This is a genomic window from Arthrobacter sp. 10N410, assembly GCF_056394945.1.
On sequence record NZ_JBFTIP010000002.1, the window covers coordinates 128333 to 150670 of the forward strand.

Sequence of the window (22338 nt, forward strand, 5' to 3'; positions counted from 1 at the left end):
TGGTCCTGAAGTGCGGGCTAGTTTCCGCCGGGCCTAGACGTCAGCCGCACGTGCGCGCAGGGCGCGGGCGACGCCGTCGCGGTTTTCCAACATCATCCGGCGCAGCGCCGCGCTGTCTTCCGGCAACGAGGCGAGGAACGCGTCGGTGCGGTCCACCGTGGCCTGCGTGGTCAGCTGCGCCGGGTAGAGCCCGACGACGATCTGCTGGGCCAGGGCGTGGGTGCGGTCCCTGACGATGCCCGGCACGGCCTCGAAGTACTTTTCGGCGTACGGCTCCAGCAGCGCGGTGTCCAGCACGCGGGTGAAGCCGGCCACCGCCGAACCCTGCAGGGCGTTGGACAGCTCGCCCTTGACCACAATCGATTCCCAGGCCGCGGCCTTGGCCTCGGCGGTGGGGATGGCCGCCTTGGCAAGGGCCGCGGCGTTCTGTCCGGTGGCGGTGTTGTCGTGCTCCAGTTCGGCGTCAATCTGCTCCTGCCCGGCGCGACCGCCCACCACGAGGGACGCGATCAGCTCCCAGCGCAGGTCCTGGTCGACGGCGAGGCCGGGCAGCTCGCGCGAGCCGTCCAGCAGGCCGGCGACGGTGTCCAGCTGGGTCGCGCTGCGTGCCAGCAGGGCGTAGGACTTCACAAACTGCAGTTGCGCGTCCGACCCGGCCGGGACGCGGGAGGCAAGCTCCCAGAGCCGGTCCGCGGCGGCGGTGGCGGTGGCGTCCTTGTGCTCGGCGGCCACGTAGAAGTTCAGCATGGTGGCGAGCTGGCGGAGCTGGACCAGGATCACGGAAGAATCGGATTCCTCGGCGATGTTGGCCAGAATCAGTTCCACGTAGCCGCGGGCCGGGGTTTCGCCGTCGCGCGCCGCGTCCCAGGCCGAACCCCAGACCAGCGTGCGGGGGAGGCTCTGGCCGAAGTCCTTCAGGTGCGCCGTTGCGGTGGCGAGGGACTTTGGATCCAGCCGGACCTTGGCGTAGGCGAGGTCGTCGTCGTTGAGCAGGATGAGGTCCGGCTGCGCCAGGCCCGCCAGGGCGGGAACCTCGGTGCGCTCGCCGTCGACGTCGAGCTCCTCGCGGTGGACGCGCTCCAGCTTCCCGGCGCCGTCCAGGTTGTAGAAGCCGACGGCGAGCCGGTGCGGGCGGATGGTCGGCTGCGCCTCGGTGGCGGACTGCAGGATGGCGAACGAGGAAATGCTCCCGTCCTCGCCGACGGACAGCTCCGGCTTGAGCGTGTTGACGCCGGCGGTCTCCAGCCAGAGCCGTCCCCAGTGGTCCAGGTCGCGGCCGCTGGCCTTTTCCAGCTCGACCATCAGGTCACTGAGCTCGGTGTTCTGCCAGGAGTGCTTGCGGAAGTACTCGCGGACGCCGGCCATGAACTCTTCCGGGCCCACCCAGGCCACCAGCTGCCGCAGCACCGAGGCACCCTTGGCGTAGGTGATGCCGTCGAAGTTCACCTCGACGTCCTGCAGGTCGTTGATCTCGGCGAAGATCGGGTGCGTGGTGGGGAGCTGGTCCTGGCGGTAGGCCCAGGACTTTTCCACCGAAGCGAAGGTGGTCCAGGCGTGGTCGAATTTTGTGTTCTCGACGGCGGCGAGGTGGGACATGTACTCGGCGAAGGACTCGTTGAGCCAGAGGTCGTTCCACCAGCGCATGGTCACGAGGTCGCCGAACCACATGTGGGCCAGCTCGTGCAGCACGGTGATGGCGCGGCGTTCCACCTGTGCGTCGGTGACCTTGCTGCGGAAGACATAGCCCTCCAGGATGGTCACGGCCCCGGCGTTCTCCATGGCCCCGGCGTTGAACTCCGGGACGAAGAGCTGGTCGTACTTCTCGAACGGATAGGGGCAGCCGAACTGGGCCTCGAAGAACTCGAAGCCCTGGCGGGTCAGGTCGAAGATGTTGTCCGCGTCGAGGTACTGCATGAGGGACTTGCGGGCGAAAACGCCCAGCGGGGTGACTATTCCGTCCGCGGACTTCACTTCGCTGCGGACCGACTGGTACGGACCGGCGATCAGGGCGGTGACGTAGGAGGAGAGCCGCGGGGTGGGGGCGAACTCCCAGACCGAGCGCGCACCGCCGTCCTCGCCGGGGATGGTTTCCACCGGCACCGGGGTAGGGGAGTTGGAGACGACGTCCCAGTGGGAGGGCGCGGTGACCGTGAAGCTGAAGCTGGCCTTGAGGTCTGGCTGCTCGAAGACGGCGAACATGCGCCGGGAATCCGGAACCTCGAACTGGGTGTACAGGTAGACCTCGTTGTCCACCGGGTCCACGAAGCGGTGCAGTCCCTCGCCCGTGTTCATGTAGGGCGCGTCCGCGACCACCAGGAGCTCGTTCTCGGCGGCCAGGTCCGTCAGCTGGATCCGGATGCCGTCGGAGACCTCCGCGGAATCCAGCTCGCGGCCGTTGAGCGTGACGCTGTGCACCGCGTGGGTCACGGCGTCGATGAAAGTCGAGGACCCCGGCTTGGCCGTGAACTTCACGGCGGTGGTGGAGCCAAAGACCTTTTCGCCACGGGTCAGGTCGAGGCTGACCTCGTAGGAGTCGACGGCGATCAGTTCGGCGCGCTCGCGGGCTTCGGCGCGTGTGAGGTTCATACCGGGCAAGAGGTGCCTCCAGAAATGGTGGGAACGGTGGAAACGATACTGTGAAATTATTCTTTCACGTTGTGGTGCGTTGGCAAGTTGTCCACCTCACAGCGCGTCCCCTCCGGCGGGCCCGGCAGGGGTAGCGTTGGGTTCATGGGAAAGATCCGGGATTCCGTTGACGCCAGGGCCCTGCGTTTCGCCGTGGGTTTCCCGCTCATGCTGGCCGTCGCCTTCGTGGTGTGCGCGCTGCTGATCCGTGTGGACCTGCCCGAGCCGCTGGCCGTCCGCTGGACCGGCGCCGGCGCCGCCGATTTTGCGCCCTTTGGAGCAGTGGTGGGGGTTGGTGCGGCAATGATCGTCCTGGTCGGCTGGGCCGTCCTGCTGCAGGCGGCGCCGCTGTCCCGGCCGGCCCTGATGCGCCGGTTCATGATGGGCGCCGGGCTGGCGGTAAGCCTTTTCGTCACCACCGTCCTTGCCGCCGTACTGGTGGGCCAGCTGGGGCTGGCCGATGCGCGGGAGTCCCGCGTGGACGTGGCCGTCCTGGCCATGGGCAGCGGCGCGGCCCTGGGCCTCGGGGTGGTGATGGGCTTCGTCTTCAAGGCGGACGAGCGGTGGTCCACCGAGGACGAAAGAGCCGCGCAGGCCGCGCTGGAACGGGAGCTGGACCCCGAACTGGCCGGCGATTCCGTGAGCCTCTGGGTCCACGCCCGCAGCTCGGTGTTTGTGATGCTCGGGATTGCCACGCTGTTCCCCGCTGCCCTGCTCACCGTTGCCGTGCCGTGGCTGGCCGCGTTGCTCGTGGCGGTCGCTCTGCTGGCCGCCGTGTTCCTCTTCGCCCGCATCCGGGTGGACCGGAGCGGCCTGCGGGTGTTCGCGGCCGGGTTCGTCCGGGTCATGGATGTTCCAGCGGCGGCCATCGATTCGGCGACGCCGAAAGAGGTCAAGGCCGCCGACTACGGCGGCTGGGGCTACCGGAGCCACGGCGCCACGACGGCGATGCTGGTCAGCAGCGGCCCCGCCGTCGTCGTCGACCGCTCCGACGGCCGACGGCTGGCGGTGAGCGGGGGCAGCGCAACGACGGCGGACAACGTCGCGCAGGTGCTCTCCCGCGTGGCGGCGCGGGCTCGCCGCAACGGCGGGGCGCCCGCGGCGTAGCCCTAGTAGGCTGGGACGAGCCCTGATCAGCCGCGCCGAGAGTCCACCGGCGCCCCACAGAACGGATACGCCGTGACCACTGCCCCGGATTTCCCGCGCGTCCACATCGCCACCGACCACGCCGGCATGGAGCTCAGTGCCCATCTGGTGGCCCACCTCCGGGCGAAGGGCTACGACGTGGTGGACCATGGGCCGAAGGTTTACGACGCCCTGGACGACTACCCCTCGTTCTGTATCAACGCCGCCCGCGCCGTTGTGGCCGACCAGGAAGCCGGCACCCCCGCGCTGGGAATCGTCCTGGGCGGTTCCGGCAACGGCGAGCAGATCGCCGCCAACAAGGTCAAAGGCGTCCGGGCCGCCCTGGCCTGGAACCTCTCCACGGCAAGGCTGGCCCGTGAGCACAACGACGCCAACGTCGTGGCCGTGGGCGGGCGCCAGCACAGCGTCGACGAGGCCACCGCCATCATCGAGGCCTTCCTGACCGAGCCCTTCAGCAACGATGAGCGCCACGTCCGCCGGATCGGCAAGATCGCCACCTACGAAACCACCGGCGAGGTCGTCGAGTAGTGCCGGAAGGGCATTCGGTCCATCGGCTGGCGCGCCAGTTCGCGGACGTCTTCGCGGGGGAGCGGCTCGCCGTGTCCAGCCCGCAGGGACGTTTTGTGCACGGTGCCGCTCTGCTGGACGGCCACGTCCTCACCGGGTCCGTGGCGCATGGGAAGCACCTGTTCCTCGACTTCGACCACGGGCTGGTCCTGCATGTCCACCTTGGGCTGTACGGCGCGTGGGACTTCGGCGGCGATGCGGACTTCCGCGGGGCCTCCAGCATTGGCGCGCCCCGAAAAGTAGGGGAGCGGGAGGTCTACAGTGACGGCGGCGCGGATCCCGTGTACGCGGGCCCACCGGCTCCGGTGGGCGCGGTCCGGGTCCGGCTGGCCGGCGCGCACGGGTGGGCGGACCTGCGCGGGGCGACCACCTGCGAGACGCTGACCGAAAGGGAGGCGGAAGCCGTCACGGCACGGCTGGGCCCGGATCCGCTGCGGAACCTCCCGGGGGACCGGGAGGACTTCATCGCCGCCCTGGCGAAAAAGCGCACGCCGCTGGCCACCCTGCTGATGGACCAAAAGGTGATTGCCGGCGTCGGCAACGTCTACCGCGCCGAGCTGCTGTTCCGGCAGCGGCTGGACCCCTGGCTGCCCGGGAGCGCCCTGCCGGCAGGATCCGCCGGGCTGCTCTGGGATGACACCGTGGCGATGATGTCCGACGGCGTCCGCGACGGCCGGATCATCACCACCCCGGCAAGCTATTGGACAGGGCAGGGCGACGGTAAAGGGCAGGGCGACAGGCTGCCGGAGCCTGAGGAAGCGCACTTCGTCTACCGCCGGCAGGGCCTGGAGTGCAGGGACTGCGGCGCAGCCGTGGCGCTGACCGAGCACGCCGCCCGGAAGCTCTACTGGTGCCCGGCCTGCCAGCGGGCCTGAACCGGCCGGTGCACCGCGTCCCCGTGTCGGATCATGGCGGGGTGAGCACGAAAAAAGCCCCTCCGGGGAGGGGCCAAGCTTCGTCATATTCGGAGGGGACGACGGGAATCGAACCCGCGTAATCAGTTTGGAAGACTGAGGCTTTACCATTAAGCTACGTCCCCGGGAATTTGCTGGAACTTCAGCAAAACTTCCGGGCGGCTGTTGAAGCCGGATACAACTAAACCCAATTCAGGCCCCCAGTGTCAAATGTGCAAATCAGCACAGTATGACCGTAGACTGTTCTGTGCACTTACGGGGTGTAGCTCAGCTTGGCTAGAGCGCCTGCTTTGGGAGCAGGAAGTCGCAGGTTCAAATCCTGTCACCCCGACTCTGCAGCAACTGCCAGATATGTGGCGTTGCAGAACCCCATCCCCCAAAACCAGGAGTACTTAGACTGTGAAGAGCGCTGTCGAGAACCTCACCCCTACGCGGGTCAAGCTCAATGTTGAGGTCCCCTTTGAGGAATTGAAGCCCAGCATCGCAGAGGCATACAAGACTGTTGCTTCGCAGATCCAGGTTCCCGGGTTCCGCAAGGGCAAAGTCCCCTCCAAGCTCATTGACCAGCGCGTTGGCCGCGGCTACGTCCTGGAAACGGCCATCAACGAAGGCCTCAACGGCTGGTACCAGGCTGCCGTGCAGGAAACCGGCATCCGCCCGCTGAGCCGTCCCGAGGTCGAAATCACCGAGGTGCCGGATCCGTCCGCCACCGACGGCGAACTGAAGTTCCACGCCGAGGTCGACGTTCGCCCCGAAATCGAACTCCCGGACTACTCCGGCATCAAGGTCGAGGTCGCGGCTGCCGAGTCGTCCGACGCCGACGTGGACAAGGCCCTCGACGAGCTGCGCGGCCGCTTCGGCACGCTCAAGTCCGTTGACCGCCCCGCAACCGACGGTGACTTCCTCACGATCGACATCACCGCCTCGATCGACGGCGCCGAGGTCGACTCTGCGTCAGGCCTGTCCTACCAGGTCGGCGCCGGCACCATGCTCGAAGGCCTCGACGAAGCCGTCACCGGCCTGAGCGCCGACGAAGACGCCATCTTCGACACCACCCTCGTGGGCGGCGACCACGCCGGCGAGGCCGCGCAGGTCAAGGTTGTCGTCAAGGCCGTCAAGGAGCGCGAGCTTCCCGAGGCCAACGACGACTTCGCCCAGCTGGCGTCCGAGTTCGACACTCTGGCGGAGCTCCGCGAGGACCTCGCCAAGCAGGCCGCCGACTCCAAGACGGTCGAGCAGGGCGTAGAGGCCCGCGACAAGGTCCTGGACAAGCTCGTCGAGCTCGTAGAGGTGCCGGTTCCGGAATCCGTCGTCGAAGAGCAGCTTGAGCAGCACTTCAGTGCCGAGAACTCCCACGGCGAAGGCGAGCACGACACCGAGGAACACCGCGCCGAGGTCAAGGCCAACACGGAGCGTGCCTTCCAGAACGAGATCATCCTTGACGCAATCGCCGAAAAGGAAGAAGTCAACGTCACTCAGAACGAGCTGATCGACTACATCGTCACCACCGCCGGCCAGTACGGCATGGATCCGAACCAGTTCGCGCAGATCATCGATCAGAGCGGCCAGGTTCCCATGATGGTTTCCGAGGTGCGCCGCCGCAAGGCACTCGCCGTGGTCCTGGGCCAGGCCGAGGTCACCGACTCCGAGGGCAACAAGGTTGACCTGAGCGACTTCGTCCGCCCCGGCGGCGAAGAGGCCTCCTTCGAAGCCGACGCCACCGACGAGGCAGCCGCAGCCGAAGCACCCGCCGAGTCCACCGACGACGCGGCAGCTGCCGAAGCGCCCAAGAACGACGACCCCGCGGCCGTGAAGTTCTAGCACCCACGGTTCCCGCAGTTCCTGCCCGCACCCCCGGATCACTGATCCGGGGGTGCGGCTTTTTAAGCCTGCAATGAACCCTTCCGGGCAATCGTGCGCCGTCAGCGAACAGCCCTGCGCCTGAGCACAAAGCAGCCGCGAAAACCGTTAGTGTCCATGTAGGAAAGTTCAGTGATGCCGTCCAGTGGCGTCACCGTCGCCAGCGAGAGGTAAGTACACATGTCACAGCAAGCAGGGGCACCCCGGATGGCTACCGTCGATCCGGCAGCCCAGGATAACTACATTTACAACCGCCTGCTGAAAGAGCGCATTATCTGGCTCGGCTCCGAGGTCCGCGACGAGAACGCCAACGCGATCTGCTCGCAGCTGCTGCTGCTCTCGGCCGAAAACCCCGAGAAGGACATCTACCTGTACATCAACTCGCCCGGCGGCTCCGTCACCGCCGGCATGGCCATCTACGACACGATGCAGTTCATCCCGAACGACGTCGTCACCGTCGCCACCGGCCTGGCCGCCTCGATGGGCCAGTTCCTGCTCTCCTCCGGCACCAAGGGCAAGCGCTACGCCACTCCGAACGCCCGCATCCTGATGCACCAGCCCTCCGGCGGCATCGGCGGCACCGCCTCGGACATCAAGATCCAGGCCGAGCTGATCCTGCACATGAAGAAGGTCATGGCCGAACTGACCGCCGAGCAGACCGGACAGGCCGTGGAGACCATCCTCAAGGACAACGACCGCGACAAGTGGTTCACGGCGCCCGAAGCCCTCGAATACGGCTTCTTCGACAAGATCGCGGCGCACGCCGGGTCCGTGGCAGGCGGCGGCGGAACCAACGCCGACGCCGGCACCGAAAACTAACCGGCACGCAGACAGAACCGACTTCAGGAGCAATGAACATGGACTACAACTTCGGATCGACTGCCGGTAACCTGCCGACCAGCCGCTACGTGCTGCCGCAGTTTGAAGAGCGGACCCCCTACGGCTTCAAGCGCCAGGACCCCTACACCAAGCTGTTCGAGGACCGCATCATCTTCCTGGGCGTCCAGGTCGACGACGCCTCCGCCGACGACGTGATGGCGCAGCTGCTGGTGCTCGAGTCCACCGACCCGGACCGCGACATCACGCTTTACATCAACTCCCCGGGCGGCTCCTTCACCGCCATGACGGCGATCTACGACACGATGCAGTACATCCGCCCGGAGATCCAGACGGTCTGCCTGGGCCAGGCCGCGAGTGCGGCCGCCGTGCTGCTCGCCGCGGGCACCCCAGGCAAGCGCCTGGCCCTGCCGAACGCACGCGTCCTGATCCACCAGCCGGCCCTCTCCGGCGGCCAGGGCGGACAGGCCTCCGACCTGGAGATCCAGGCCGCCGAGGTCATGCGGATGCGCTCCTGGCTGGAGGACACCCTGGCCAAGCACTCCGGCCGCACCTCTGAGCAGGTCAACAACGACATCGAACGCGACAAGATCCTCACGGCCGCCGAGGCCATGAGCTACGGCCTGATCGACCAGGTGCTTGACTCCCGCAAGATCAAGCCGCAGGCGATCACCAAGTAGCAACACGGCAGTTCAACCACGACGCCGGTGCAGCTCAAGCAGAAATGGGCCGCACCGGCGTCTCCTTTCCACCCATCAGGCCGAAAGTGACCTAGAGTGGAAGTTGTCACGGCCTCACGTCCCGCGAGGAACGTCCGTGATTCCAGTAACGGGTGCAGCGCTGCACAGGAGCACGACCCAGCCGGCAGCAAGATACTAAGGGGTTCACATATGGCTCGGATTGGCGAGAGCACCGATCTGCTGAAGTGTTCTTTCTGCGGAAAGAGCCAGAAGCAGGTCCGCAAGCTCATTGCCGGGCCCGGCGTCTACATCTGCGACGAGTGCATTGAACTCTGCAACGAGATCATTGAAGAAGAACTCGCCGAAGTAGCTGACCTGGGGAGCTTCGAGCTGCCCAAGCCCCGCGAGATCTTCGACTTCCTGCAGGAATACGTCATCGGCCAGGAGCCCGCCAAGCGGTCCCTCGCCGTCGCCGTGTACAACCACTACAAGCGGATCCAGGCCGGCCACGCACCCAAGAGCGGCACCCTTGCCGAGGGCGGCCACCACGACGACGTCGAGATCGCCAAGTCCAACATCCTGCTGATCGGACCTACCGGCTGCGGCAAGACCTACCTCGCACAGACCCTCGCCCGGCGCCTCAACGTCCCCTTCGCCGTGGCGGACGCCACCGCCCTGACCGAGGCCGGCTACGTCGGCGAGGACGTCGAAAACATCCTGCTCAAGCTGATCCAGGCCGCGGACTACGACGTCAAGAAGGCCGAACAGGGCATCATCTACATCGATGAGATCGACAAGATCTCGCGCAAGAGCGAGAACCCCTCCATCACCCGGGACGTCTCGGGCGAGGGGGTGCAGCAGGCGCTGCTGAAAATCCTCGAAGGCACGGTCGCCTCCGTCCCGCCGCAGGGCGGCCGCAAGCACCCGCACCAGGAATTCATCCAGATCGACACCACCAACGTGCTCTTTATCGTGGCCGGCGCCTTCGCCGGCCTGGAGGAGATCATCGGGTCGCGCTCGGGCCGCAAGGGCATCGGCTTCGGCGCCCCGCTGAACGAGGTCAAGAACAACGCGGACTCCTACGGCGAAGTCATGCCCGAGGACCTGCTGAAGTTCGGCCTTATCCCCGAATTCATCGGCCGGCTCCCGGTCATCACCACGGTCTCGAACCTGGACCGGCCAGCGCTGATCCAGATCCTCTCCACGCCCAAGAACGCGCTGGTCAAGCAGTACCAGAAAATGTTCCAGCTCGACGGAGTCGAGCTGGTGTTCGAGGACGAGGCCCTGGACCTGATCGCTGACCAGGCCCTGGAACGCGGCACCGGTGCCCGCGGCCTCCGGGCCATCATGGAGGAAGTCCTGCTCCCGGTGATGTTCGACCTGCCGAGCCGCGACGACGTCGCCAGCGTGGTCATCACCGAGGACGTTGTGGCCAAGAAAGCCCCGCCCACCTTGATCGCCCACGACGTCAAACGCCGCAAGTCCGCCTGATCCGAACCGCGCAGCGCGCCGGGGAAGTTCCGGAATAAATCCGCCGGCAGCTTCGCTATGACTAACTGATGCTCCGTGCCGTCCGCGGCCATTTCCGCCGGCCCGCCGCGGTTCCGCGTCCCCGTAGACTTCCAAAGGAGAACTCCTGTGCCTGAGACCATGACGAACAAAGCTGACTTCTGGTTTGACCCCATGTGCCCCTTCGCCTGGGTGACGTCGCGCTGGATCAGCGAAGTGGAAGATGTCCGCGACATCAAGACCGAATGGCACGTGATGAGCCTGGCCGTCCTGAACGAAGGCCGGGACGAGCTGCCGGCCGAGTACAAGGAATTCCTGGTCAAGGCCTGGGCCCCGGTGCGGGTGATCGTTGCCGCCGCCGAGAAGCATGGCGCCGAGTACATCAAGCCGCTCTATGACGCCATGGGCACCAAGATCCACAACGAGGGCAACAAGGACATCGCCGAGGTCATCGCCAAGTCGCTGGCCGAGGCAGGACTGCCGGCCGAGCTCGCGGCCGCCGGCCAGAGCGACGAGTTCGACGCCCAGCTGCGCGCCAGCCACGAAGGCGGCATCTCCCTGGTCGGCCAGGACGTCGGCACCCCGGTGGTGGCGTTCAACGGCACGGCGTTCTTCGGGCCCGTGCTCACCCGCATCCCGCGCGGCGAGGACGCCGGCAAGTTGTGGGACGCCACCGTCGCTCTCGCCGCCTTCCCGTACTTCTTCGAACTCAAGCGCAGCCGCACCGAGAGCCCCGTTTTCAGCTAGGCAGCCCCCGGCAGCGACCGCGAGGGCCCCGGAAGAACTACTCCCATGTAGTTCCGCCGGGGCCCTTGTGCATCCACAACCTCGGGAGAACAATAGAACTTACCCACTTCGAAAGAAGCGGGACGCAGGAACCAAAGATTCAGTGACACTCATCCGACGCAGCCTTCGGCAAAGTCAGATGATGGCTACCAGTGACGAGGTAGGAAGACCTGAAATTCCAAGGATCCCGCCAGATTACCTAAGACGTCACGTGGTGATCGAAAAGTCGAAGCCCCACCAACCGCAACAAGCTGATGGGGCTTCCCCTTTGCCCAAAAATGGCCTCAGATTGGTGCCATGAGCACCGAGCCCATCGCGGACTACGCCCTGCTGTCCGACTGCTGGTCCGCCGCGCTGGTCAGCGCCGCAGGCTCCGTGGACTGGCTTTGTTTCCCCCGCTTCGACAGCCCCTCGGTCTTCGGCCGGCTGCTGGGCGAGGAGGCCGGCTTTTGGTCTATCCGGCCTGCCGGCGAGTACACAACCACCCGGCGGTACGTGGGCCCGTCCATGGTGCTGGAGTCGCTCCACACCACCGCCCGCGGGCGACTGACGGTGAGCGACGCCCTGGTCCTCGGCTCCGGCCGGCGCGGCCACGACCTCGGCCAGGCGTCCCCCGGAACGTTGCTGCGCCGGCTGGCCTGCACCGCGGGGACCGTGGAGGTTGAGGTCAGTTTCGCGCCGCGGCCCGGCTACGGCCTCATCCTTCCAATGCTTCACAACGTCGACGGCGGCGTCCTGGCCCGCGCCGACGCCGAGGAACTCGCCCTTTCCTCCCCGGTGCCGTTAGAGCTCGACGGCGGCACGGCGCGCGCCGTCCTGCGCCTCCGCGCCGGTGACGCTGTTGGCTTCGCCCTGCACCGCCAGCGCGGCCATGACGAAGCGCCGTCGTTCTGGAGCCAGCAGGAGATGGCCGGCCGGCTTACGGACACCGTCGAGGGCTGGACAAGCTGGTCCGGAATCCACCAGAGCTACAGCGGTCCGTGGCAGGAGCTGGTGGCAGGCAGCGGCCGGGTCCTGCAGGCCCTGAGTTACTACCCGAGCGGTGCGATCGTGGCCGCACCGACCACCTCGCTGCCCGAGGTTGCCGGCGGCACGCGCAACTGGGACTACCGCTACACCTGGGTCCGGGACGCCAGCATGACGCTGCAGGCCCTGTGGGTGGCGGCCTGTCCGGACGAGGCGGGCAAGTTCTTCCAGTTCCTCGCCACGGCCGCCGCCCGCCAGCTCGCCGGCGGCGAAGAGCTGCAAATCATGTACGGGATCGGGGGAGAACGGGACCTGCCCGAACGGGTGCTGCACCACCTCCCCGGCTGGCGGTCCAGTGCACCGGTGCGCGTCGGCAACGGCGCCTGGAACCAGCGGCAGCTCGATGTCTATGGCGAACTGCTGGACGCCGCGGCCACCATGCCGGAATTCCTGGCGGAGCTGGCACCGGAAACCCTGCGCTTCCTCGCCGACGCGGCCGACGCCGCCATGGCCCGCTGGCAGAATCAGGACCAGGGGATCTGGGAGGTCCGCGGCGACCCCCGGCACTACCTGTATTCCAAGCTGATGTGCTGGGTGGCGGTGGACCGTGCGATTACCCTCGCCGGGATGCTGCAGGCGAGCGACCGGGTGCCCCGCTGGACGGACGCCCGGGAACAGATCGCCGCCTCCATCCGCGACAACGGCTGGAACGAGGCCGCGGGCGCGTACACCCAGGCGTACGGGAGCGAGCAACTCGACGCCTCTGCCCTCATGCTGGCGATCGTCGGATTCCTGCCGGCCGGCGATCTCCGGTTCCTGGCCACGATCGAGGCCATCGAGCACCGGCTCACCGACACCCGCGGGCTGGTCTACCGGTACCACGGCGACGACGGGCTCCCGGGCGAGGAGGGAGCGTTTTTGCTGTGCACGTTTTGGCTCGCACACGCCCTTGCCCTGGCCGGGCTGACGGAACGGGCCAGGGCGGTCTTCGCGCGGGCCGCCGGATTCGCCACCGGCCTCGGACTGATGGCCGAGGAGGTGGCCCCGGACAGCAGTGAGCTGCTGGGCAACTTCCCGCAGGCGTTCAGCCACATCGGACTGGTCAACGCGGCCTGGGCCATCAGCGAGGCGGAACGGCGAGGCCGGGGTTCTGCCACCTAAGGGCGGCAGAGGACCGGCACGGCGTCGAGGGAACAAGTCCGGAAGCGCCGCTGTTGCCTCCAGTGAGCAAGCTGACCACGCGACCATTGGAGTGCCATGCCCATCACAGCCCACCTTGACCTGACCCTCAAAGCGGAATCCCTGCCCACGGCGCCGGCCGTGCTCCGCGACATTCTCGCCGACACCCGGGCGTTCGACGGCTGCCTTGGCGTCGATGTGCTGGTCGACAATGCGGATCCGGCGCACATCCTTGTCGTGGAACAGTGGGCGTCCCTGGAGCACGACTCCGCCTACCGCGCCTGGCGGGCGGGCGAGGGAGCCAGCGGGCTGGGAGACCTCCTGGCCGCCCCGCCGGTCCTGACGCACTTCGAGGCCACCACCGGGATCTGAGCCCGGAAGACCCAGAGCAGAAGACCCAGAACAGAAGACCCAGAACAGAAGAGGGCCCTCCGCCCGGCGCGAGCCGGCCGGAGGGCCTTCTTCTTTGTTGTCGCTTTGCGTGGGTTACGCCTGGGCGGGCTCCTCGGCGGGGACCAGCACGACGTCGCTCACGGTCAGTTCGCCCTCGCCGGCCACCAGCGCCAGCTCACGCGCGTTGGCCGCGGCCTTGAGGTCGCCCAGTCCGGCCTTCAGCTGCGTGGTCAGGGACTCCGACGCCGTGATGGTCGCGGAGAGCACCTCGGTACGCTGCTTGACCTTGGCCTCGGACTTGGCCTTGCGGATGCCGCCCAGCGCCGCGCCCACGGTGGCGAGCAGGGTGGTGTCGCCGTCGATGTCCACGGCGGCCGGCCACTGCGCGCGGTGCACCGAGCCGGTCCGCCACCAGCCCCAGACTTCCTCCGTGGCGAACGGCAGGAACGGCGCAAAAAGCCGCAGCAGGGTGTCCAGGCTCGTCGCCAGCGCGGCCAGCACGGACGCCTGCTGGGCCTCACCGGCGGCACCGTAGGCGCGGTCCTTGATCAGCTCCACGTAGTCATCGGTGAAGTGCCAGAAGAAGCTTTCGGTGATCTGCAGCGCCCGGGCGTAGTCGTAATTCTCGAACGCTTTGGTGGCCTGCTGGACCACGTCTGAGAGCTGGGCAAGCACGGCGCGGTCCAGGGGATTGGTGAGGACCGAGAGGTCGGAAGAGACCACCGAGTCCTCGGTGGCGCCGAGGTTCAGCACGAACTTGGATGCATTGAGGAGCTTGATCGCCAGACGACGGCCAATCTTCATCTGCGCGATCTCGTAGGCGGTGTCCGCGCCGAGCTTGGCCGAGGCCGCCCAGTAGCGGACGGCGTCCGAGCCGTATTCGTTGAGCACATCGGTCGGGACGATCACGTTGCCCTTGGACTTGGACATCTTCTTGCGGTCCGGGTCCAGGATCCAGCCGGAGATCGCCGCGTGCTTCCACGGTGCGACGTCCTGCAGGGCATCGGCGCGGACGGCAGTGGAGAACAGCCAGGTCCGGATGATGTCGTGCGCCTGCGGGCGCACGTCGAACGGGAAGACCTTGGCGAAGAGTGCCTCATCGGTGCTCCAACCGCCCACGATCTGCGGGGTCAGCGACGAGGTGGCCCAAGTGTCCAGGACGTCCGCGTCGCCGGTGAAGCCGCCCGGCACATCGCGCTGGGCCTCCTCGTAGCCGGGGGCCGCATCCGCGGCGGGGTCCACCGGCAGCTGCCCGTCGGCGGGCAGGATGGGCGCGTCGTAGTCCGGGTTGCCGTCGGCGTCGAGCGGGTACCACACCGGCACCGGCACGCCGAAGAACCGCTGGCGGGAGACCAGCCAGTCCCCGTTCAGACCGGTGATCCAGTTCTCGTAGCGGGACCTCATGAAGGACGGGTGGAATTCGATCTCGTTGCCGCGGCCGACCAGGCGTTCGCGGCGCTCCTCGTCACGGCCGCCGTTGCGGATGTACCACTGGCGGGAGGTGACGACCTCGAGGGGCTTGTCGCCCTTTTCGAAGAAGTTGACCGGGTGCATGATCTTCTTCGGTTCGCCGTCGAGCAGGTCCGCGGCGGCGAGCAGCTCCACCACGCCTTCCTTGGCGCTGAAGACCGTCTTGCCGGCGATCGCCTCGAACGCGGCCCGGCCTTCCGCGGACGTGATCCAGTCCGGGGTTTCGCCGATGATGCGGCCGTCGCGGCCGACGATCGCGCGGGTTGGCAGCTGCAGCTCGCGCCACCAAGTGACGTCAGTGAGGTCGCCGAAGGTGCAGACCATGGCGATGCCGGAACCCTTGTCCGCCTTCGCGAGCGGGTGGGCCTTGACCTCCACCTCGACGCCGAACAGGGGAGAGGTCACCGTCTTGCCGAAGAGCGGCTGGTACCGCTCGTCGTCGGGATTCGCCACCAGGGCGGCACACGCGGCGAGCAGCTCGGGGCGGGTGGTCTCGATGTAGATCTTCTCGCCCTCGGCGGTGAAGAACGGGTAGCGGTAGTACGCGCCGGCGACCTCGCGGTCCTCCAGCTCGGCCTGGGCCACTGCGGTGCGGAAGGTGACGTCCCACAGCGTGGGTGCCTCGGCCATGTAGGCATCCCCGGCGGTCAGGTTGGCCAGGAACGCCCGCTGCGAGATGGCGCGGGACTTGTCGTCGATGGTGCGGTAGGTCAGGTCCCAGTCGACCGACAGGCCGAGGGTCTGGAAGAGGTTCTCGAAGACCTTTTCGTCCTCGACGGCGAGTTCCTCGCAGAGTTCGATGAAGTTCCGGCGCGAGACGACGTCGAAGTCGCGCTGGTTCTTGGCGGGCTCCGCCGGCGGCCGGTACCCGGCGTCGTAGGGGATGGCCGGATCGCAGCGCACGCCGTAGTAGTTCTGCACCCGGCGCTCGGTGGGCAGGCCGTTGTCGTCCCAGCCCATCGGGTAGAAGACGTTCTTGCCGGTCATCCGCTGGTAGCGGGCCAGGACGTCGGTCTGGGTGTAGGAGAACATGTGCCCCACGTGCAGGGACCCCGACGCGGTGGGCGGGGGTGTGTCGATCGAGTAGACCTGCTCCCGGGTGGTCTCCCGGTCGAACTTGTAGGTCCCTTCGTCAAGCCAGCGCCGGGTGAGGGCGACTTCGAGCCCCTCGAGGGCGGGCTTGTCCGGAACGTTGATGGGGGCAGTGGTGGGCGTGTCTGTACCCTGAGTGTCTTCAGCCATGGGTCAATTCTTGCAGTTCTTTACACTTCGCTTCACCGCGCTTCGCTAGTTTCGCGAATCTAAGTGCAATAACCTGCACCACTATGGAGGAAAACACCGGAAGTTTCGCGATCAAGCGCATCTACGACGAGACCGCCGACGACGACGGTTGCCGGGTTTTGGTGGACAGGTCTGGCCGCGCGGAGTCAGCAAAGAACGGGCGCGACTGGACTTGTGGCTCAAGGAAGTGGCGCCCTCGCCGCCGCTGCGCACCGAATTTGCGCACATGCAGGAACGCTTCGCGGACTTCCGCGCCGCCTACGAGGCGGAGCTCGAATCCAACCCCGCCGTTGGCACCCTGCGGGAACTGGCCGCCGAACACGGGAAGGTGACCCTGCTGTTCGGCGCCCGGGACCCGGAGACCAACCACGCCCGGGTGCTGCTGGAGTTCCTCGGGCGGGGCAGGAAATGAGCCGCCGATTCCCATAGGGTGGTGCCATGACTGAGGGAATCCACAACGCAGGAACTGCAACTACAGCAAAAGCCGCCGTCGTCACCGGCGCCAGCACCGGTATCGGGCAGGCCACCGTGCGCGCGCTCCGGCAGGAAGGCTGGACCGTCTTCGCCGTCGCCCGCCGTGCCGAACGGCTGGAGGCGCTCGCCGCCGAGACCGGCGCCGTCGCGGTCCCCGCCGATGTGACAGACGACGCCGACGTCGCGCGGCTGGTGGATGAGGTGACCCGCGCCGGCGGCATCGACACCCTGATCAACATCGCCGGCGGTGCCCGCGGCGCGGACAAGGTGGCCGAGGCCAAGACCGAGGACTGGGCGTGGATGTACGAGGTCAACGTGCTCGGCACCATGAAGCTCACCCGCGCGTTCCTGCCGATGCTGCGTGCCTGCGGCGAAGGCACCGTCCTGAACCTGACCTCGACGGCGGGGCTGTCCGCCTACGAGGGCGGCGGCGGCTACAACGCCGCGAAGTTTGCCCAGCACGCCCTCACCGGCGCCCTGCGCTTGGAAGAGGCCGAGCACAACCTGCGGGTGATCGAGGTGGCCCCGGGCATGGTGCAGACCGAGGAGTTCTCACTCAACCGGCTCGGTGACCAGGGCGCCGCGGAAAAGGTCTACGCCGGCGTCGAGAAGCCGCTGACGGCCGCCGACGTCGCCGACGTCGTCCGCTTTGCGGTCGCCGCGCCGCACCACGTCAACCTGGACCAGATCGTGATCCGCCCGGTGGCGCAGGCCTCCAACTTCAAGGTGATCCGCAAGGGCTAGCGGCAACCGCCGGGGCGCACCGGGCTCCGTCGTCGGGCCCAGCGGGCCGCCCCCGGACGTTCACCCATGCGTTGCACGGTAGTCGGACAGGGGTGGCTGGGAGTTGGCCGGCGGAGGACACCGTGGGTGGGCAACTGCACACCACCAGAGTGGAGACTCCTTCCCATGCGCACCCCCACGAAGCCCGCTGGTTCGATTGTCGGCGCCGCCGCACTCGGCGCGGCCCTGCTCCTTGCCACTTCCGTCCAGGCCCATGCTGCCGACACCAACCCGAACGGCGGCGACAACCACTTCGACCTCCAGGCCCACCGCGGCGGCATTGGCCTGACCGTCGAGTCCACCCTGGCGTCCTTTGCCAAGGGCATCGAGACCGGCGTCTCCACCCTCGAGCTGGATCTCCAGATCACCAAGGACGGCCGTGAAGTCATCACCCATGACCGGAAGATCAGCGGCAAGAAATGCCTGGACACCGCGCCGGTCACGCCGAACGACCCTCAGTACCCGTACGTGGGCAAGTACATCAAGGACCTGACCTTCGCGCAGGTCCGCAGCCTGGACTGCGGCTCACTCACCCAGCCCGAGTTCCCCGGCCAGCAGGCCGCCCCGGGCGCCAAAATGCCGACCCTTGCCGAGGTTTTCGCCATGACGAACGCGCACCGGGCCAGCCAGGTGAAGTTCAATATCGAGACCAAGGTCGAAGCCGGTGCTCCCCAGGAAACCGCCCCGCGCGAGCAGTTCGTTGACGTGGCCCTGCGTGAGATCACCAAGGCCCACATGCAGCACCGCGTCTCGATCGAGAGCTTCGACTGGGGTGCACTGCGGCTGGTGCAGCAGCGCGCGCCGCAGATCCCGACCGTGGCACTGACCAACAAGGACTTCCTGCAGGCAGGCCAGCCGGGGAAGTCCCCTTGGCTTGGCGGCATCGACGCTGACGACTTTGGCGGCGACCTGGTCGCTTCGGCCGCGTCGCTCGGCTTCAGTGCCATCTCGCCGGTGCACGGCACGCCGCAGAACGGCAAGGTCACCGACCCGGACTACGTCCCCTACGTCACCCCGGACATGGTCCGGCGCGCCCACGCGGCGGGCATGCAGGTCATTCCATGGACTGTCGACGACAAGCCCACCATGCGCGCCCTGATCGGCGCCGGCGTCGACGGCCTCATCACCGACTACCCGAACCTGTTGCGCGACGTCATGGCCGAGTCCGGCATGAAACTGCCCAAGCCCGCGCCGTCCGTCGGGTAGCCGCTGGGAGTTTCCGGTAACATCGACGTATCAGCTTTGACCCGGCCATCACCGGTGAGCTTCCGGAAGAACGCCCCGGCGCAGCAGCATTGTGCGCCGGGGCCGGTAGAACCGGACGGGTAAGCCCGTCACAGCAGTCAACGAGCGGCCGCCGCCGGTGCAGCGCTTTCCTTGGATTCTTAGGGAAAGGGCGGGACCGGCGCCGGTAAGTGAGGTGGTACCGCGGTGCCGGTGTTGTTCCGACAACACACGGGCCGTCCTCGCATCCTGAATGAATCCCGTTGTTCACCAGCTCAACCCAGGATGTCGAGATGACCCATTACCCAAAGGCCTCAGCCGCACCGTCAGGCGCCAGCACCTCCGCTTCCAACACCTCAGGCGTGTCCGCTTCCGTGAAGTTCCCGGAGATCGAAGAGCGCATCCTCAAGTACTGGGACCAGGACGGCACCTTCCAGGCCAGCATCGACCAGCGGGATGCGGGTAAAGACGGGTCCAACGAATTCGTATTCTATGACGGCCCGCCCTTCGCCAACGGCCTGCCGCACTACGGCCACCTGCTGACCGGCTACGCCAAGGACCTCGTGGGCCGCTACCAGACCCAGCGCGGCCGCCGCGTCGAGCGCCGCTTCGGCTGGGACACCCACGGCCTGCCTGCCGAACTGGAAGCCATGAAGCAGCTCGGCATGACGGACAAGACCCAGATCGAGGCCATGGGCATCGACAAGTTCAACGACGCCTGCCGCGCCTCGGTGATGAAGTACGCCGACGAGTGGAAGAGCTACGTCACTCGCCAGGCGCGCTGGGTGGACTTCGAGAACGACTATAAGACGCTCAACGTCGAGTACATGGAGTCCGTGCTCTGGGCTTTCAAGCAGCTGCACGAAAAGGGCCTGACCTACAACGGCTACCGCGTGCTGCCGTACTGCTGGAAGGACGAGACGCCGCTGTCCAACCATGAACTGCGCATGGATGACGATGTCTACAAGAACCGCCAGGACCAGACCGTCACCGTCACCTTCCCGATCACCGCGGGGGAGTCGGCGCTGTCCCGCCAGCTGGCCGGGGTGCAGGCGCTCGCCTGGACCACCACGCCATGGACGCTGCCCACCAACCTGGCGCTCGCCGTCGGGCCCGCGATCAACTACGTCGTGCTGCCGGCCGGCCCGCACGGGATCAAGGCCGCCTCGGCCGAGGCCCCCGTCACGGGCAGCTTCCTGCTCGCCGCGGACCTGCTGGGCGCCTACGCCAAGGACCTCGGCTACGGCGACGGCGCCGAGGGTGCCGCAGCGGCCGAGGCCGCCGTCACGTCCCGCCACACCGGCGCCGAGTTGGAAGGCCTGAGCTACGAACCGCTCTGGGACTACTTCCACGACGCCGAGAAGTACGGCACCGAGAACGCCTGGCGCGTCCTCGTGGCGGACTATGTCACCACCACCGACGGCACCGGCATTGTCCACCAGGCGCCGGCCTACGGTGAAGACGACCAGAAGGTCTGTGAAGAGGCCGGGATCCCGGTGGTCCTCTCGGTCGACGAGGGCGCGAAGTTCCTGCCGCTTTTCGGCCACGGCGACCTCGCCGAAATCGCCGGACTCCAGGTCTTCGAAGCCAACAAGCCCATCACCCAGGTGCTCCGCGCCCAGGGCCGCCTGGTCCGCCAGGCCAGCTACGAGCACTCCTACCCGCACTGCTGGCGCTGCCGCAACCCGCTGATCTACCGCGCGGTGTCCTCCTGGTACGTCGAGGTCACCAAGTTCAAGGACCGCATGTCCGAGCTGAACCAGGAGATCAACTGGATCCCGGGCAACGTCAAGGACGGCCAGTTCGGCAAGTGGCTCGCCAACGCCCGCGACTGGTCCATCAGCCGCAACCGCTACTGGGGCAGCCCCATCCCGGTCTGGCAGTCCACCGACCCGGACTACCCGCGCACAGACGTCTACGGCTCACTCGCCGAGATCGAAGCCGACTTTGGCCGGCTGCCGCTGAACAACGACGGCCAGGTGGACCTGCACCGGCCGTTTATCGACGAGCTCACCCGCCCGAACCCCGACGACCCCCGCACCCCGGAACAGGGCCAGTCCGTGATGCGCCGCGTCGAGGACGTCCTGGACGTCTGGTTCGATTCCGGCTCCATGCCGTACGGCCAGGTCCACTACCCGTTCCAGAACGAGGAGTGGTTCGACACCCACAACCCGGCGGACTTCATCGTCGAGTACATCGGACAGACCCGCGGCTGGTTCTACATGCTGCACATCCTCTCCACCGCGCTGTTCGACCGGCCGGCCTTTCGCAACGTCATCAGCCACGGCATCGTGCTCGGCTCCGACGGGCAGAAGATGTCCAAGAGCCTGCGCAACTACCCGGACGTCTCCGAGGTCCTGGACCGTGACGGCTCCGACGCGATGCGCTGGTTCCTGATGTCCAGCCCGATCCTGCGCGGCGGCAACCTCGTGGTCACCGAGCAGGGCATCCGGGACGGCGTCCGCCAGGTCATCCTGCCGCTGTGGAACGTCTACAGCTTCTTCACGCTCTACACGAACGCCGCGAACGGCGGGGACGGGTACGACGCGAAGCTGCGCTACGACGGTTACGCCGACACCCTGGATCAGTACCTGATGGCCAACACCGGGGACCTGGTCCGGAACATGACCGCGCAGCTGGACAGCTACGACATCTCCGGGGCCTGCGACGAACTGCGCGGCTACCTGGACATGCTCACCAACTGGTACGTCCGCCGCAGCCGCCAGCGCTTCTTCGACGAGAACGTCGACGCCTTCGACGCGCTCTACACCGCGTTGGAGACCGTCTGCCGGGTCGCGGCATCGCTGCTGCCGCTGGTCTCCGAGGAAATCTGGCGCGGCCTCACCGGCGGGCGCTCCGTGCACCTGGCCGACTGGCCGGACGCGGACCTGTTCCCGGCCAACGCCGGCCTGGTTGAGGCGATGGACCGGGTCCAGCAGATCTGCTCCACCGGCTCCTCGCTGCGCAAGGCCGCCAACCTCCGCGTGCGACTGCCGCTGCAGGAACTCACGGTCGTGGCACCCGGCGCGGACGCGCTGGCAGGCTTCGCCGCCGTCGTCGCCGATGAACTGAACCTGCGCTCCGTGCGCCTGCTCGACGCCGAGAGCGCCTCCCCGGAGGAGTTCGGCATCGAGCAGAAGCTCGTGGTCAACGCCCGCGCGGCCGGCCCGCGGCTGGGCAAAAACGTCCAGCAGGCGATCAAGGGGTCCAAGTCCGGCGACTGGTCCGTGGACGACGCCGGTGTGGTCACCGCCGGTGGCCTCGCCCTCGAGCCGCAGGAATACACCCTGGAAACCGTGGTGGCAGAAGCAGCCGAAGGCGAGGGCTCCCGCGCAGCGGCAGTGCTGCCGGGCGGCGGCTTCGTGGTGCTCAACACCGAGGTCACCCCGGAGCTGGAAGCCGAAGGGACCGCCCGCGACCTGGTCCGCGCCATCCAGCAGGCCCGCAAGGACGCCGGGCTGAACGTCAGCGACCGGATCCGCACCACCGTCACCGCGGCGCAGGACACCGTCGAGGCGCTGCTGGCCCACGCCGCGCTGGTCAAGACCGAGACCCTGACCGTGGAGTTGGACACCGTTCCCGCCGAGGTCAAGGAACCTCAGGTCAGCGTCGAAAAAGTAACCGTTGAAGCAGGGGCATAATTC

General features: G+C 67.2%; 16 protein-coding genes and 2 tRNA genes. 15 read left to right on the top strand and 3 right to left on the bottom strand.

The window, feature by feature from the left end; genetic code table 11:
- Positions 1-33: 33 nt before the first annotated feature.
- A complete protein-coding gene (gene pepN, locus AC1DB8_RS05140; RefSeq protein WP_476892373.1) occupies positions 34-2586 on the bottom strand; it encodes an aminopeptidase N in 2553 nt (850 codons plus the stop codon).
- Between the two features lie 144 nt (positions 2587-2730).
- On the opposite strand from pepN, the gene AC1DB8_RS05145 reads away from it, so the two are divergent.
- The 3 genes from AC1DB8_RS05145 (at position 2731) to AC1DB8_RS05155 (ending at position 5213) form a co-directional block, all read left to right on the top strand.
- Positions 2731-3732 carry a hypothetical protein gene (locus tag AC1DB8_RS05145; RefSeq protein ID WP_441417557.1) on the top strand — a complete coding sequence of 334 codons (1002 nt, stop codon included), beginning with the start codon at positions 2731-2733 and terminating at the stop codon, positions 3730-3732.
- A gap of 72 nt (positions 3733-3804) precedes the next feature.
- The gene (locus AC1DB8_RS05150) at positions 3805-4299 is read left to right on the top strand and encodes a ribose-5-phosphate isomerase (protein ID WP_476892374.1); all 495 of its coding nucleotides are present in this window, start codon (positions 3805-3807) and stop codon (positions 4297-4299) included.
- A complete protein-coding gene (locus tag AC1DB8_RS05155) occupies positions 4299-5213 on the top strand; it encodes an Fpg/Nei family DNA glycosylase (RefSeq protein ID WP_476892375.1) in 915 nt (304 codons plus the stop codon). The genes AC1DB8_RS05150 and AC1DB8_RS05155 overlap by 1 nt, the downstream gene beginning before the upstream one ends.
- Before the next feature lie 93 nt (positions 5214-5306).
- Here AC1DB8_RS05155 and AC1DB8_RS05160 read toward each other — a convergent pair.
- Positions 5307-5377, bottom strand: a tRNA-Gly gene (locus AC1DB8_RS05160).
- 131 nt (positions 5378-5508) lie between these two features.
- On the opposite strand from AC1DB8_RS05160, the gene AC1DB8_RS05165 reads away from it, so the two are divergent.
- The 8 genes from AC1DB8_RS05165 (at position 5509) to AC1DB8_RS05200 (ending at position 13441) form a co-directional block, all read left to right on the top strand.
- Positions 5509-5583: transfer RNA gene (locus tag AC1DB8_RS05165), tRNA-Pro, on the top strand.
- Between the two features lie 68 nt (positions 5584-5651).
- Positions 5652-7073, top strand: coding sequence for a trigger factor (gene tig / locus AC1DB8_RS05170; protein ID WP_476892376.1), 1422 nt, complete (start codon positions 5652-5654; stop codon positions 7071-7073).
- A gap of 246 nt (positions 7074-7319) precedes the next feature.
- A complete protein-coding gene (locus AC1DB8_RS05175; RefSeq protein ID WP_476892670.1) occupies positions 7320-7931 on the top strand; it encodes an ATP-dependent Clp protease proteolytic subunit in 612 nt (203 codons plus the stop codon).
- A gap of 38 nt (positions 7932-7969) precedes the next feature.
- Positions 7970-8629 carry an ATP-dependent Clp protease proteolytic subunit gene (locus tag AC1DB8_RS05180; RefSeq protein ID WP_441417867.1) on the top strand — a complete coding sequence of 220 codons (660 nt, stop codon included), beginning with the start codon at positions 7970-7972 and terminating at the stop codon, positions 8627-8629.
- 210 nt (positions 8630-8839) lie between these two features.
- The gene (clpX, locus tag AC1DB8_RS05185; RefSeq protein WP_441417561.1) at positions 8840-10120 is read left to right on the top strand and encodes an ATP-dependent Clp protease ATP-binding subunit ClpX; all 1281 of its coding nucleotides are present in this window, start codon (positions 8840-8842) and stop codon (positions 10118-10120) included.
- Between the two features lie 147 nt (positions 10121-10267).
- On the top strand, positions 10268-10885 hold the full coding sequence (locus AC1DB8_RS05190; protein WP_476892377.1) for a mycothiol-dependent nitroreductase Rv2466c family protein: 618 nt from the start codon (positions 10268-10270) through the stop codon (positions 10883-10885).
- A 336-nt stretch (positions 10886-11221) separates the two neighbouring features.
- Positions 11222-13051, top strand: a complete 1830-nt coding sequence (locus AC1DB8_RS05195; RefSeq protein ID WP_476892378.1) for a glycoside hydrolase family 15 protein — start codon at positions 11222-11224, stop codon at positions 13049-13051.
- Positions 13052-13147: 96 nt separating this feature from the next.
- On the top strand, positions 13148-13441 hold the full coding sequence (locus tag AC1DB8_RS05200) for a putative quinol monooxygenase (RefSeq protein ID WP_441417564.1): 294 nt from the start codon (positions 13148-13150) through the stop codon (positions 13439-13441).
- Between the two features lie 114 nt (positions 13442-13555).
- Here AC1DB8_RS05200 and valS read toward each other — a convergent pair whose 3' ends face one another.
- Positions 13556-16174 carry a valine--tRNA ligase gene (gene valS, locus AC1DB8_RS05205; protein ID WP_476892379.1) on the bottom strand — a complete coding sequence of 873 codons (2619 nt, stop codon included), beginning with the start codon at positions 16172-16174 and terminating at the stop codon, positions 13556-13558.
- Positions 16175-16385: 211 nt separating this feature from the next.
- On the opposite strand from valS, the gene AC1DB8_RS05210 reads away from it, so the two are divergent.
- The 4 genes from AC1DB8_RS05210 to ileS all read left to right on the top strand — a co-directional run bounded on the left by AC1DB8_RS05210 (position 16386) and on the right by ileS (position 22335).
- Entirely contained in the window at positions 16386-16625 is a 240-nt protein-coding gene (locus AC1DB8_RS05210) for a DUF488 domain-containing protein (RefSeq protein WP_476892380.1), read from the top strand.
- A 26-nt stretch (positions 16626-16651) separates the two neighbouring features.
- A complete protein-coding gene (locus AC1DB8_RS05215; protein WP_441417567.1) occupies positions 16652-17431 on the top strand; it encodes an SDR family oxidoreductase in 780 nt (259 codons plus the stop codon).
- 165 nt (positions 17432-17596) lie between these two features.
- Positions 17597-18676 carry a glycerophosphodiester phosphodiesterase gene (locus tag AC1DB8_RS05220; protein WP_476892381.1) on the top strand — a complete coding sequence of 360 codons (1080 nt, stop codon included), beginning with the start codon at positions 17597-17599 and terminating at the stop codon, positions 18674-18676.
- A 311-nt stretch (positions 18677-18987) separates the two neighbouring features.
- Positions 18988-22335, top strand: a complete 3348-nt coding sequence (gene ileS, locus AC1DB8_RS05225) for an isoleucine--tRNA ligase (protein ID WP_441417569.1) — start codon at positions 18988-18990, stop codon at positions 22333-22335.
- Positions 22336-22338 lie beyond the last annotated feature (3 nt).